Source organism: Streptomyces sp. NRRL B-1347 (assembly GCF_000720325.1).
In the GTDB taxonomy this organism is placed as follows: Bacteria; Actinomycetota; Actinomycetes; order Streptomycetales; family Streptomycetaceae; genus Streptomyces.
Genome location: NZ_JOJM01000043.1, coordinates 40926 through 53981 on the forward strand (window position 1 = coordinate 40926; position 13056 = coordinate 53981).

At 73.0% G+C, this 13056-nt stretch carries 16 protein-coding genes; 5 read left to right on the forward strand and 11 right to left on the reverse strand.

The genetic code is table 11. The features are described 5' to 3' along the window. Positions 1–2: 2 nt before the first annotated feature. Positions 3–368, reverse strand: coding sequence for a phosphoribosyl-AMP cyclohydrolase (gene hisI / locus IG74_RS0129940; protein WP_030683748.1), 366 nt, complete (start codon positions 366–368; stop codon positions 3–5). Positions 369–451: 83 nt separating this feature from the next. Here hisI and IG74_RS0129945 point away from each other — a divergent pair, with 83 nt between their 5' ends. Continuing rightward, positions 452–1087 carry a TIGR03085 family metal-binding protein gene (locus IG74_RS0129945; RefSeq protein WP_030683749.1) on the forward strand — a complete coding sequence of 212 codons (636 nt, stop codon included), beginning with the start codon at positions 452–454 and terminating at the stop codon, positions 1085–1087. Positions 1088–1120: 33 nt separating this feature from the next. Here IG74_RS0129945 and hisF read toward each other — a convergent pair whose 3' ends face one another. Genes hisF through hisD form a run of 8 tightly spaced genes read right to left on the reverse strand, consistent with a single transcriptional unit; the run spans position 1121 to position 6863 of the window. Beyond that, positions 1121–1876: an imidazole glycerol phosphate synthase subunit HisF gene (hisF, locus tag IG74_RS0129950; protein WP_030683750.1), complete on the reverse strand. Its 756-nt coding sequence runs from the start codon at positions 1874–1876 to the stop codon at positions 1121–1123. Beyond that, positions 1873–2280 (reverse strand): RidA family protein, encoded by a 408-nt coding sequence (locus IG74_RS0129955; protein WP_030683751.1) that lies wholly within the window; start codon positions 2278–2280, stop codon positions 1873–1875. Before IG74_RS0129955 ends, hisF begins: the two co-directional genes overlap by 4 nt. After that, complete coding sequence (gene priA / locus IG74_RS0129960; protein WP_030683752.1) at positions 2277–3017, reverse strand: bifunctional 1-(5-phosphoribosyl)-5-((5-phosphoribosylamino)methylideneamino)imidazole-4-carboxamide isomerase/phosphoribosylanthranilate isomerase PriA; 741 nt, start codon at positions 3015–3017, stop codon at positions 2277–2279. The genes IG74_RS0129955 and priA overlap by 4 nt, the downstream gene beginning before the upstream one ends. Next, on the reverse strand, positions 3017–3667 hold the full coding sequence (hisH, locus tag IG74_RS0129965; RefSeq protein WP_030683753.1) for an imidazole glycerol phosphate synthase subunit HisH: 651 nt from the start codon (positions 3665–3667) through the stop codon (positions 3017–3019). The genes priA and hisH overlap by 1 nt, the downstream gene beginning before the upstream one ends. Then, positions 3664–3828 (reverse strand): hypothetical protein, encoded by a 165-nt coding sequence (locus IG74_RS52845; RefSeq protein ID WP_030683755.1) that lies wholly within the window; start codon positions 3826–3828, stop codon positions 3664–3666. Before IG74_RS52845 ends, hisH begins: the two co-directional genes overlap by 4 nt. Before the next feature lie 4 nt (positions 3829–3832). Further along, positions 3833–4426 (reverse strand): imidazoleglycerol-phosphate dehydratase HisB, encoded by a 594-nt coding sequence (hisB, locus tag IG74_RS0129975; protein WP_030683756.1) that lies wholly within the window; start codon positions 4424–4426, stop codon positions 3833–3835. Further along, on the reverse strand, positions 4423–5535 hold the full coding sequence (locus IG74_RS0129980) for a histidinol-phosphate transaminase (protein WP_030683758.1): 1113 nt from the start codon (positions 5533–5535) through the stop codon (positions 4423–4425). Before IG74_RS0129980 ends, hisB begins: the two co-directional genes overlap by 4 nt. Continuing rightward, entirely contained in the window at positions 5532–6863 is a 1332-nt protein-coding gene (hisD, locus tag IG74_RS0129985) for a histidinol dehydrogenase (protein ID WP_030683760.1), read from the reverse strand. Before hisD ends, IG74_RS0129980 begins: the two co-directional genes overlap by 4 nt. Positions 6864–7211: 348 nt before the next feature. Between hisD and IG74_RS0129990 the strand changes: the two genes are divergently transcribed. From IG74_RS0129990 to ybaK, 4 genes are all read left to right on the forward strand, one after another. Next, positions 7212–8726: an oxidoreductase gene (locus IG74_RS0129990; protein WP_420709959.1), complete on the forward strand. Its 1515-nt coding sequence runs from the start codon at positions 7212–7214 to the stop codon at positions 8724–8726. 271 nt (positions 8727–8997) lie between these two features. Then, on the forward strand, positions 8998–10014 hold the full coding sequence (locus tag IG74_RS0129995; RefSeq protein WP_030683765.1) for a hypothetical protein: 1017 nt from the start codon (positions 8998–9000) through the stop codon (positions 10012–10014). An 11-nt stretch (positions 10015–10025) separates the two neighbouring features. Continuing rightward, positions 10026–10766 (forward strand): LON peptidase substrate-binding domain-containing protein, encoded by a 741-nt coding sequence (locus tag IG74_RS0130000; RefSeq protein WP_030683767.1) that lies wholly within the window; start codon positions 10026–10028, stop codon positions 10764–10766. Between the two features lie 46 nt (positions 10767–10812). Further along, the gene (ybaK, locus tag IG74_RS0130005; RefSeq protein WP_030683769.1) at positions 10813–11313 is read left to right on the forward strand and encodes a Cys-tRNA(Pro) deacylase; all 501 of its coding nucleotides are present in this window, start codon (positions 10813–10815) and stop codon (positions 11311–11313) included. Between the two features lie 213 nt (positions 11314–11526). On the opposite strand, the gene IG74_RS0130010 is transcribed toward ybaK, so the two are convergent. Then, a complete protein-coding gene (locus tag IG74_RS0130010; protein WP_030683771.1) occupies positions 11527–12183 on the reverse strand; it encodes a hypothetical protein in 657 nt (218 codons plus the stop codon). 66 nt (positions 12184–12249) lie between these two features. Beyond that, positions 12250–12978, reverse strand: a complete 729-nt coding sequence (locus IG74_RS0130015) for an ABC transporter permease (protein ID WP_234334496.1) — start codon at positions 12976–12978, stop codon at positions 12250–12252. Positions 12979–13056 lie beyond the last annotated feature (78 nt).

The window sequence follows — 13056 nt, forward strand, 5'->3', positions numbered from 1 at the left end:
CCCTACTGGCCGAGGGTGAGCACGTCGGTGTCGAAGCAGGTGCGCGTGCCCGTGTGACAGGCGGCGCCGACCTGGTCGACCTTGACGAGGACGGTGTCGGCGTCGCAGTCCAGGGCGACGGACTTCACGTGCTGGGCGTGCCCGGAGGTGTCCCCCTTGACCCAGTACTCCTGGCGGCTGCGCGACCAGTAGGTGCAGCGTCCGGTGGTCAGGGTGCGGTGCAGCGCCTCGTCGTCCATCCAGCCGAGCATGAGCACCTCACCGGTGTCGTACTGCTGGGCGATGGCGGGGAAGAGCCCGTCGGCGTCGCGCTTGAGGCGGGCGGCGATCTCGGGGTCGAGGCTGCTGGGTGCGGGCGTGCTGCTCATGCCGGACATTGTGCCGCGCCCGGGCGGCGCGCTCCGCGGAGGTCCACTGTGCGGACCGCGCGCCCAGTCGTACGCTGGCTCCCATGTCGACCCATGCCAAGCGTGAACGACTCCTCCTCGCCGACCTCCTGGAGGCCGCGGGACCGGACGCACCGACCCTGTGCGAGGGCTGGCGCACCCGTGATCTCGCCGCGCACGTGGTGGTGCGCGAGCGGCGCGCGGACGCCGCGGGCGGAATCGTGATCAAGCAGCTCGCGGCCCGTCTGGAGCGGGTGCAGGCCGAGTTCGCCGCGAAGCCGTACGAGGAGCTGATCCAGCTGATCCGCACGGGTCCGCCGCGGTTCTCGCCCTTCAATCTGAAGCAGGTCGACGAGGCGGCGAACGCCGTCGAGTTCTATGTGCACACCGAGGACGTGCGCCGTGCCGGGCCCGGCTGGACGCCGCGCGAGCTCGACCCCGTCTTCGCCGACGCCCTGTGGGCCCGGCTCGAGCGCACGGCACGTGTCATCGGGCGCAAGGCGCCGGTGGGCCTGGTCCTGCGCCGCCCCGACGGCCAGACGGTGGTCGCCCACCGCGGCGCCCCGGTGGTCACGGCCACCGGCGAGCCCGGTGAGCTCCTGATGTTCGTCTTCGGCCGCCAGGAGGTCGCGGACGTGGAGCTCGAAGGCGACAAGGAGGCCGTGGCCAAGCTCCACGAGACCAAGCAGCTGGGCCTGTAGCGCCGCTGGTCCGCGGCGGGGCGCGGGGCCGGGTCAGCGCACCGGGTGCCCCGCCGTCCGCAGCGTCTGCTTCACCTCGCCGATCCGCAGGTCCCCGAAGTGGAAGACGGACGCGGCGAGGACCGCGTCGGCGCCCGCGGCCACGGCGGGCGGGAAGTGGTCGAGGCGGCCCGCGCCGCCGGAGGCGATGACGGGCACGGTGACGTGCTTGCGGACGGCCTCGATCATCTCGATGTCGTAGCCGTCCTTCGTGCCGTCCGCGTCCATCGAGTTGAGCAGGATCTCGCCCGCGCCGAGCTCGGCGGCCCGGTGGGCCCACTCGACGGCGTCGATCCCGGCGGACTTGCGGCCGCCGTGCGTGGTGACCTCGAAGGATCCGGCCGCGGTGCGGCGGGCGTCCACCGACAGGACGAGGACCTGGCGGCCGAAGCGCTCGGCGATCTCGCGGATCAGGTCGGGCCTGGTGATCGCGGCGGTGTTCACGCCGACCTTGTCGGCGCCCGCGCGCAGCAGCTTGTCGACGTCGTCGGCGGTGCGCACGCCGCCGCCGACCGTGAGCGGGATGAAGACCTGCTCGGCGGTGCGGCGGACCACGTCGTACGTGGTCTCGCGGTTGCCGGAGGAGGCGGTGATGTCCAGGAAGGTCAGTTCGTCGGCGCCCTCGGCGTCGTAGACCTTCGCCATCTCGACGGGGTCGCCCGCGTCGCGCAGGTTCTGGAAGTTGACGCCCTTGACGACCCGGCCGTTGTCGACGTCCAGGCAGGGGATGACTCGGACGGCGAGCGTCACGATGGTGCTCCTTGAGGGACTTCTCGGAATGCTTCGAGTTCTACTTCGACCAGGATGCGCGGGTCGACGAAGCCGGACACGACCACGAGGGTGGTGACCGGGCGCACGGAGTCGAAGAACTCCCGGTGGGCCCGGCCCACCTCGTCGACGTCCCGCGCATGGGTCAGGTACATGCGGGTGCGGATCACGGAGTCGGCGCCGAGGCCGAACTCCCCCAGCGCCTCGACGGCGCTCGCGAAGGCCGCCTTGGCCTGCTCGTACGGGTCGCCCTCGCCGTGCAGGACGTCGCCCCGGAAGGACGTCGTCCCGCCGACCACGACCCGGTCGCCCGCCGCGACGGCGCGTGCGAAACCGAAGGCCTCTTCCCAAGGACTGCCGCTCTGCACGCGCCGTACGCCGGTCATCGGGACACGGCCTCCAGGGCCTCTTCGAGGGTGAACGCCTTCGCGTACAGGGCCTTGCCGACGATGGAGCCCTCCACGCCCTGCGGCACGAGCTCGGCGATCGCCCGCAGGTCGTCCAGGGAGGAGACGCCGCCGGAGGCGACGACCGGGCGGTCGGTGACCGCGCAGACGTTGCGCAGGAGCTCCAGGTTCGGGCCCTGGAGCGTGCCGTCCTTGGCGATGTCGGTGACCACGTAGCGGGCGCAGCCCTCGGCGTCGAGGCGCGCCAGGGTCTCGTACAGGTCGCCGCCGTCGCGGGTCCAGCCGCGGCCGCGCAGCGTGGTGCCGCGCACGTCGAGGCCGACGGCGATCTTGTCGCCGTGCTCGGCGATGACCTTGGCGACCCACTCGGGGGTCTCCAGGGCGGCGGTGCCGAGGTTCACGCGGGTGCAGCCGGTGGCGAGGGCGGCGGCGAGGGTGTCGTCGTCGCGGATGCCGCCGGAGAGCTCGACCTTGATGTCCATGGCGCCCGCGACCTCGGCGATCAGGGCGCGGTTGTCGCCGGTGCCGAAGGCGGCGTCCAGGTCGACCAGGTGCAGCCACTCGGCGCCCGCGCGCTGCCAGGCGAGGGCGGCCTCCAGGGGAGAGCCGTAGGAGGTCTCCGTGCCGGACTCGCCGTGCACGAGGCGGACGGCCTGGCCGTCGCGGACGTCGACGGCGGGGAGGAGTTCGAGCTTCGGGGCCGTGAGAGGGGCCATCAGAGGGTTCCGATCCAGTTCTTCAGCAGCTGCGCTCCGGCGTCGCCGGACTTCTCGGGGTGGAACTGCGTGGCCCACAGGGCGCCGTTCTCGACGGCCGCCACGAAGGGCGAGCCGTGCGTGGCCCAGGTGACCTTGGGGGCGCGCATCACGGGGTTCGCGACCTCCAGGGACCAGTCCTGGACGGCGTAGGAGTGCACGAAGTAGTAGCGCTCGTCCGCGGTCAGGCCGCGGAACAGCTCGGAGTCCTCGGGGGCCTCGACCGTGTTCCAGCCCATGTGGGGCACGACGTCGGCCTTCAGGGGCTCGACGGTGCCGGGCCACTCGTCCAGGCCCTCGGTCTCGACGCCGTGCTCGATGCCGTGCGCGAAGAGGATCTGCATGCCGACGCAGATGCCCATGACGGGGCGGCCGCCGGACAGGCGGCGGCCGACGATCCAGTCGCCGCGCACGGACCGCAGCCCCTGCATGCAGGCGGCGAAGGCGCCCACGCCGGGCACCAGCAGGCCGTCGGCGTTCATGGCCGTGTCGAAGTCACGGGTGATCTCGACGTCGGCGCCCACGCGGGCCAGGGCGCGCTCGGCGGACCGCACGTTCCCGAAGCCGTAGTCGAGGACGACGACCTTCTTGGTGGCTCCTGCGGAGGTCAATTCCACACCTCCAGGCGGACGATGCCCGCGAGCAGGCACATCCCGGCGCCGATGGAGAGCAGCGTGATCAGGCTCTTGGACTGCTTCTGCTTGACGAAGGAGTAGACGCCGCCGAGCAGGAAGAGCCCGACGAAGAGCAGCATGGTGGAGATGCCGTTCATGCGGTTACAGCGCTCCCTTGGTGGAGGGGAGGATGCCGGCGGCGCGCGGGTCGCGCTCGCTGGCGTACCGCAGCGCCCGGGCGAGGGCCTTGAACTGGCACTCGACGACGTGGTGGGCGTTGCGCCCGTACGGCACGTGGATGTGCAGGGCGATCTGCGCCTGGGCGACGAAGGACTCGAAGATGTGCCGGGTCATCGTCGTGTCGTACGCGCCGATCATCGGGGCCAGGTTCTCGGGCTCCGTGTGGACGAGGTACGGGCGGCCGCTGAGGTCGACGGTGACCTGGGCGAGGGACTCGTCGAGGGGCACCGTGCAGTTGCCGAAGCGGTAGATGCCCACCTTGTCGCCGAGCGCCTGCTTGAAGGCGGCGCCGAGCGCGAGGGCGGTGTCCTCGATGGTGTGGTGGGTGTCGATGTGCAGGTCGCCCTCGGTCTTGACCGTGAGGTCGAAGAGGCCGTGGCGGCCGAGCTGGTCGAGCATGTGGTCGTAGAAGCCGACCCCGGTCGACACGTCGACCTTGCCGGTGCCGTCGAGGTCGATCTCGACGACGACCGAGGTCTCCTTGGTGGTTCTCTCGACCCGTCCTACGCGGCTCATGCTCCGTGCTCCTTCTTGAGTGCGCGTACCGCATCGAGGAACGCGTCGTTTTCGGCGGGGGTTCCCGCGGTCACCCGCAGCATGCCGGGCACGCCGTTGTCCCGGACGAGGACCCCCTGGTCGAGGATCCGCCGCCAGGCGTCGTGGGCGTCGGGGAACCGCCCGAACTGGACGAAGTTCGCGTCCGACTCCGTCACTTCGAAGCCGAGCTCCCGCAGTCCGGTGACCAGCCGGTCGCGCTCGGCCTTGAGCTGCTCGACGTACCCGAGGAGCGTGTCCGTGTGCTCCAGGGCGGCGAGCGCGGTGGCCTGCGTGACGGCCGACAGGTGGTACGGCAGGCGCACCAGCTGGACGGCGTCCACGACCGCCGGGGCGGCGGCCAGATAGCCGAGGCGCAGGCCCGCGGCGCCGAACGCCTTGGACATGGTGCGCGAGACCACCAGGTGCGGCCGCCCTTCGAGGAGCGGGAGCAGCGACTCGCCGTGGCTGAACTCCACGTACGCCTCGTCGACCACGACCATGGACGGCTTGGCGGCCTGGGCGGCGTCGTACAGGGCGATGACGGCTTCGCGGGGCACGGCGTTGCCCGTGGGGTTGTTGGGCGTCGTGATGAAGACGACGTCCGGCGCGTTCTCGGCGATCGCCGCGGCGGCGGCCTCGACGTCGATCGTGTAGTCGTCGCGCCGCGGTCCGGAGATCCAGCCGGTGCCGGTGCCGCGCGCGATCAGGGCGTGCATCGAGTACGAGGGCTCGAAGCCGATGGCGGTGCGGCCCGGGCCGCCGAAGGTCTGGAGCAGCTGCTGGATGATTTCGTTCGAGCCGTTGGCCGCCCAGACCTGGGCGCGGGTGACCCGGTGGCCGCCGGTGCGGGTCAGATAGGCGGCGAGCTGGGTGCGCAGCTCGACCGCGTCCCGGTCTGGGTAGCGGTTCAGACCGCGCGCGGCCTCGCGGACGCGCTCGGCGATGCGCTCGACGAGGGGCTCGGGCAGCGGGTACGGGTTCTCGTTGGTGTTCAGCCGGACCGGGACGTCGAGCTGCGGGGCGCCGTACGGGGACTTGCCGCGCAGTTCGTCCCGTACGGGGAGGTCGTCGATGTTCGGGGAGCTCACTTGCCGGGCACCTTCCAGCCGAACCTGGCCTTGATGGCGGCGCCGTGCGCGGGCAGGTCCTCGGCCTCGGCGAGCGTCACCACGTGGTGGGCGACCTCGGCGAGGGCGTCGCGGGTGTAGTCCACGATGTGGATGCCGCGCAGGAAGGACTGGACGGACAGGCCCGACGAGTGGCAGGCGCAGCCGCCGGTGGGCAGCACGTGGTTGGAGCCGGCGCAGTAGTCGCCGAGGGAGACCGGGGCCCAGGGGCCGACGAAGATCGCGCCCGCGTTCTTGACCCGGTCGGCCACGGCGGCCGCGTCGGCGGTCTGGATCTCCAGGTGCTCGGCGCCGTACGCGTCGACGACGCGCAGGCCCTCCGCCAGGCCGTCCACCAGCACGATCGCGGACTGGCGGCCGCTCAGGGCGGGCACGATCCGGTCCTCGACGTGCTTGGTGGCGGCGACCTGCGGCTGGAGTTCCTCGGCGACCGCGTCGGCGAGCGCCACGGAGTCCGTGACCAGGACGGCGGCCGCGAGCGGGTCGTGCTCGGCCTGGCTGATCAGGTCGGACGCGATGTGCACCGGGTCGGCGGTGTCGTCGGCGAGGACCGCGATCTCGGTCGGGCCCGCCTCGGTGTCGATGCCGATGCGGCCCGTGAAGTACCGCTTGGCGGCGGCGACCCAGATGTTGCCGGGCCCGGTGACCATGTTGGCCGGGGCGCACGATTCGGTGCCGTACGCGAACATCGCGACGGCCTGGGCGCCGCCGACGGCGTACACCTCGTCGATGCCGAGGAGCGCGCAGGCGGCGAGGATCGTCGGGTGCGGCAGGCCGTCAAAGTCGGCCTGCGGGGGCGAGGCGAGGGCCATGGAGGCGACGCCGGCCTCCTGCGCGGGCACCGCGTTCATGATCACGGAGGAGGGGTAGACGGACCGGCCGCCCGGGGCGTACAGGCCCACGCGCTCGACCGGCACCCACTTCTCGGTGACCGAGCCGCCGGGCACGACCTGGGTGGTGTGCGGGGCGCGGCGCTGGGCGCGGTGGACGGCGCGGGCGCGGCGGATGGACTCCTCCAGGGCCGCGCGCACGTCCGGGTCGAGGCCCGCGAGGGCCTCGGTGAGCGCCTCGGCGGGCACCCGGACCCGGTCGAGCCGCACGCCGTCGAACTTCTCCGCGTAGTCGATCAGCGCCGCGTCGCCGCGATGATGCACGTCTTCGCAGATCGGTCGCACCTTGTCCAGGGCGGCCGCGACGTCGAAGTCGGCACGGGGCAGCAGAGCGCGCAGAGCGGAACCCGACGGAAACTCCGTGAGGGCCTCGCCGCGCAGATCGATTCGAGAGATCACATGGCCAATTCTCGCAGACGGCCGTGGGCGGCCGGTCGGCCGTATCAGTGAGTGATACGAGACGGTCCGCCGCCGGACGGCTGGGCACGCCCCCGGCGGAGCCTCTCGTTCCGAATCCAGCCGGATTCCCGGAAGACGCCGTTCACCACTAGCGTTCGGGCAGTCACGGAACGGGCATGAACAGGTGTACGAGACACGGACGCGCCCCAAAAGAGGCGCGGGGCCGCGTCGGCCCGTCGCGGCAGCACCAACGACACGCTCAAGGCACCCGCAGGGAGGACGTCACAAGTGGTCGACGACACCGGCATCGGGGACCCGCCGGACGGGCTGACCGCCTCGGAGATCGGGATGTGGCAGGCGTTCCGCAACGGCACGGTGTACGACCTGAGGGCGGGCAACGCCACCGTCGACGACCCGCACGGCGCCCACCCCTGGGGCGCCGAGCGCAGCGTGCGGGCCCGCATCGTGGCCTGGCTGCTGCTCGACGGGCCGCCCGCGCTCGCGGGCCGGGTCTCGTCCCTGAAGCTCACCGGCGTGCGGATCACCGACGTCCTGGACCTGGCGGGCGGCACGGTGGTGCCGTACACGGAGCTGAAGGGCTGCCGCTTCGAGAAGGAGGTCCTCCTCCCCGAGGCCCGCTTCACCACGCTGCGCATGGTCGACTGCTCCATCCCGCGCCTGGAGGCCGCCCGGCTGCACACCGAGGGCGATCTGCATCTGCCGCGCTGCCGGATCCACAACGGCATGCGCCTGACCGACGCCCACATCGGCACCGACCTGCTGCTCAACCAGGCCGTCGTCTACCGCGACCGGCGCACCCGCTCGCTGATGGGCGACGGCATGACCGTCGGCCAGGACCTCCAGGCGGAGATGCTGGAGTCGCACGGCGAGCTGCGCCTGCGCGGCGCGAAGATCGGCGTCAGCCTGAGCCTGCGCGGCAGCCTCCTGGCCAATCCGTACGGCCGCTACGCCCTGAACGCCCCGCAGCTGACCGTCGAGCGCACCCTGTACCTGACCCCCGCGGGCGTCGGCAATCCGCCGCAGACCAGCGGCACGACGCCCGCGCGCGGGACCCGCGTCCAGCGCTTCAGCTGCGCGGGCGGCATCCGGCTCGACGACGGGCGCTTCGGCGACGCGGTGGATTTTGGCCAGGCCCGCTTCACGCTGCAGGACGGCCAGGAGGTGTCCCTGCGCCGGGTGCAGACGCCCGAGCTGCGCTTCCTCGGCGAGGCCCCGCAGCGCGGCAAGGTCGTCCTGTCCGGCGCCCGCGTCGTCAACCTGATGGACCGGGCCACGAGCTGGCCGGGCCCCGGCGCCCTCCAGATGGGCGGTTTCACGTACGAGAACCTGATCCCCCAGGGCGCCTTCCCGCTGTCGCAGCGCCTGCGGTGGGTGGCCGCGGCCACCGCCGAGTACAACCCCGAGCCGTACGAGAAGCTCGCCGCCGTCCTGCGCAACGGCGGGGAGGACGCCGACGCCCGCGAGGTCCTGCTCGCCAAGCAGCGCCGCCGCCGCGAGACCCTGCCGCTCGCGGCCAAGCTCTGGGGGTACGCGCAGGACTGGACGGTGGCCTACGGCTACCGCCCCGGCCGGGCCGCGCTGTGGATGGCGATCCTGTGGGCGGCGAGCGCGATCGCCTTCTCCCGCGCCGACCACCCGCCCCTCAAGGAGGGCGAGCACCCGGACTGGAACCCGTCCCTGTTCGCCCTCGACCTGCTCCTGCCCGTCATCAACCTGGGCCAGGACACCTACTGGCAACTGCGCGGCGGCTGGCAGTGGCTGGCGGCGGCCCTGATCCTGATGGGCTGGGTCCTGGCAACAACGGTCGCGGCAGGCGCGACCCGCCTGCTCCGCAGGAACTGACGGGCTTCATCGCCGCTCCGCGGCTCGTCCTCGGCCTGCACCGAGATCTTTGAGCCCGTCCGGCGTTTGAGGACGAGGCGCGGAGCGCCGATTGACGGGGGTCCAAGGGGGCGGAGCCCCCTTGTTCGGGAAGGGGCGGGTCCGGGGCGCCCCGCGAGGGCCCCGGATTCGCGGCCGAACCGTTATGCGACCCCGCACAACCAAGCCCCCGCCCCACCCGTCAACAGCAACGACCGCACCAGAACGTCCAGGCGCCAGAGGGGGACCGCTCATGCCGCTGCTGCGCGCCCTCATCCGCACCGCCCGCATGGTCCGCCACACCCCCCAGCTGGCCGACGGCCTGCCCGCCGCCGACGAGGTGCTGCTCGACGTGCCGGACGACCGCCTGGGCCCGGCCCTCGTGGCCGCGGGCCGCGGCGACCACGGCCCGGCCGCCAAGCTGCTCGCCACCACCCGCGAGGCCGCCGAGTGGGAGAACCGCGACCGGTACGCCACCCGCCTCGCCGCCTTCGCCCGCTCCCGGCCCGAGTGGTTCGACGACTGGCTGACCGTCGCCCCGCACGACCCGGACGCGCTGCTGCTCAAGGCCGAGCTCGCGGTCGTGCGCGGCTGGGAGTCGCCCGCGCGCGCCGAACTCCTCCGCGAGGTCAGCCCGCTGCTCACAGCCGCGGCCGAGGCCGACCCGCGCGACCCGGTGCCCTGGCGCGTGGCCCTCGACCACGCCCGCGGCACCCACGCCTCGCACTCCGACTTCGAGCAGCTGTGGGGCCAGGCCGTGCGCCGCTCCTCGTACCACTACGGCTGCCACGCCTCGGCGCTGATGTACCTGTCCGCGGACTGGTACGGCTCGCACACCGAGTGCTTCGACTTCGCGGAGCGCGCGGCCGCGGACGCGCTGCCCGGGTCGCTGATACAGGCCCTCCCGGTGCGCGCCGCGTTCGCGTACCTCGCGGGCGGCGGCGGACGGCTGCCGCGCGAGCGCCTGGACCGGGCCGCCGACCTGGCCGTCGCGCTCTCGGCCTCCTACGCGCCCGCCGACCCGTGGCCGGCCGAGGTGCGCAACCTCCTGACGTACGTCCTCATCCGCCTGGAGCGCTGGCAGGACGCCCTCGACCAGTTCCGTCTGATCGGCCCGTACGCGACCTCGTTCCCCTGGGACCGCGTCTCCGACGACCCGCTCGGGCAGTTCCTGGAGCTGCGCGACGGCGTCCGCATCGAGGTGGCCGCGCGCACCCCGCTGCGGACCCGGCGCGGGCGCGAGGAGGGCAAGGTCACCGACGGCCGTTAGGCTTTCGGCTCGTGACGACCGTCCGGCTCCCCCTGTTCCCACTCAACTCGGTGCTGTTCCCGGGGCTCGTGCTGCCCCTGAACGTCTTCGAGGAGCGATATCGCGCCATGATGCGCGACCTGCTCAAGTCTCCCGACGAGGAGCAGCGGCAGTTCGCCGTCGTGGCGATCCGCGACGGCAGCGAGGTCGCGCCGAGCGCGCCCGGCCTCCCCGACCAGACGACCCGGCCCGAGCAGGGCCCGGCAGCGGGCTTCGGCGACGACCCGATGCGGGCCTTCCACGAGGTGGGCTGCGTCGCGGACGCGGCGACCATCCGCGAGCGCGAGGACGGCGGCTTCGAGGTGCTCGCCACCGGCACCACCCGGATGCGGCTGCGCTCGGTGGACGCCTCCGGCGCGTATCTGACGGCGGAGCTCGAACCGCTCGCGGAGGAGCCGGGCGACGAGGCGGGAGCCCTCGCCGAGGGCGTGCTCAGGGCCTTCCGCTCCTACCAGAAGCGCCTCGCGGGCGCCCGGGAGCGGTCCCTGTCGACGGGCACGGAGCTGCCGGACGACCCGTCGGTCGTGTCGTACCTGGTCGCGGCGGCCGCGGTCCTGGACACGCCCACGAAGCAGCGCCTCCTGGAGGCCGCCGACACGGCGTCGCGGCTGCGCGACGAGCTGACCCTGCTGCGCAGCGAGACGGCGATCATCCGCAATCTGCCGTCGCTGCCGGCGACGGACCTGACGCGCGGCACGACGAGCCTCAACTGACACATCCCGAGACGTGACCCGATACGCATCCCGACGGGCAGGCGAAGTGGCGAAGAAGCAGAAGAAGTCGCAGACGGGCGGCACCCCGGCGACGGTGGCCCTCACGGGTGCGGGCGTCGCCTTCACCCTCCACGCGTACGACCACGACCCGTCCCACCCCTCGTACGGCGACGAGGCCGCTGAGGCGATGGGCGTGTCCCCCGACCGCGTCTTCAAGACCCTGGTCGCCGAGGTCGACGGCGAGCTGACGGTGGCCGTCGTGCCGGTCGCGGGCTCGCTCGACCTCAAGGCCCTGGCGGCGGCGGTCTCCGGCAAGCGCGCGGTGATGGCGGACCCGGCGGCGGCGGAGCGCACCACGGGGTACGTGCGCGGCGGCATCTCCCCCCTGGGCCAGCGCAAGAAGCTCCGCACGGTCCTGGACGACTCGGCGTCGTCCCACGCCACGATCTGCGTCTCGGCGGGCCGCCGGGGCCTGGAGGTGGAGCTCTCCCCCGCCGACCTGACCGCCCTCACCTCGGCGACGCTGGCACCGATCGGGCGTGATTGACCCCTCGACGCCCTCGCGATCCTCGACTAGGACCACACCCATGTCGAAGAAAACGAGAAAGCGGAAGTGGCGGGTCAGGAAATCCAGGTCGAACCACGGCCGCCGCCCGGCCTGAGCCGGAGAATTTCAGCCCCTCCGGCGATTGAGGAGCGGGGGTCTGGGGGCGGAGCCTCCAGGATCGGGAAGGGGCGGGCCAGGGGCGCGCCGCGAGGCTCAGGCCTGCTCCTGCCCCGCCCCGTAGGAAGAGAACGGCTCCGGATCCCGGGGCCCGAACAGCGCCGTGAGCACGAGGTGCACGATCATCGCGGCGACGGGCCAGGCGAGCAGCACCCCCTTGGCGTTCAGCTCCATCGGCGCGTCGAAGACGACACCGCGGCCGACGGACTTGGCATGCGCCACCACATCCGTGTCGGGCCCGAGCCACACGCCCACCTTCCAGGCGAGCACCGCGCCGAGGAGCGCTCCGGCGGCGAGCCCGACGACCAGCGGGATGCCGCCCCTGCGCCGGACGAGGAAGACGACGAGCGCGCTGAGGAAGCCGAACGCGAGCCCCAGCAGGGTGAACGTTCCGTCGACCCCGATGGCCTGCTCCCCCTCGGTGTCCTTGAGGTAGACCGCCTGCTTGTCGGCGATCAGCGGCACCCGGGGCGCCAGCCACAGCCACAGCAGCCCGAGCAGCACGCCGCTCACCGCCACCGCGGCCGCGACCACCGCGGCCTGCCCGATCTCACGCTTCATCCCGGGCTCGCCCTCCTCGTGCCAGGTGTCGGCCCCGGATCCCGGCGCGTGCGCGGACGTCTGCGGCGCCTGCCAGGGATCGTGCTCGGGCTCGTGCTGCGGCGGTTGGGAGGGTGTCAGCGGTGCGGTCACGCACACATGGTGCCAGCTCTGCCTGAGAACCGCAGAACCGCGCCACCGGACGGACGCGGGACCCAGTCAGCGCACGGCCGCGCGCCGGTAGGCCCACGTGGCGACGGTGAGCGAGACCACGCCGACCACCGCGCAGACCCCGAGGTCGAGCAGCACGACGCCCCAGTCGGGGTCGCCGCGGAAGGTCCGGGCGAGCGCCTCGACGCCGTACGTGGACGGCAGCAGGTCGCGCGCGTACTGGAGGAGGCCAGGCATCCGCTCGGCCGGGAGCACGCCGAGCAGGAGCGCCGCCGACATGCCCATCTGGCCGAGCAGCGTGGCCAGTTCCGGCCGGGGCGCGAGCAGTCCGAGGGCGGCGCCGAGCCCGGCGAGCGCGGCACCGGCGAGCGGGATCACCGCGGCGAGCACCCACAGATGGGTCAGCGGCAGGCCGAAGAGCCCGCAGCCGACGACCGCCGTGACGATGGTGCCGGGCACCGTGAAGGAGGCGTAGGCGGCGGCCGCGCCGAGCACCACGGCGGCGGGCGGCACGGGCAGCGTGGCGTAGTGGTCGAGCCCGCCGTCGCCGCGCAGCTGGCCGAAGTACTGGGCGAGCAGGTTCAGCGCGACGAAGGCCACGACGAGGACGGACGAGCCGGCCACGACCGCGTGGGCCTCGCTGCCGCCGTCCACGACCCCGCGCATCAGGATCATGATGCCGACCGACTGGAAGGTGGCGACGAAGAGCAGCGGGATGCGCGCGACCCGGGCCCGCGACAGCTGCGCGCGGTAGACCGCGGCGAGCGCGGGAAGCATCCGGGCCCGCGGGCCCAGCGGCGCCGCCACGTCCACCGCCGCCGCGCGGTCGTCCTCGGCCCGGATCACGGCCTCCAG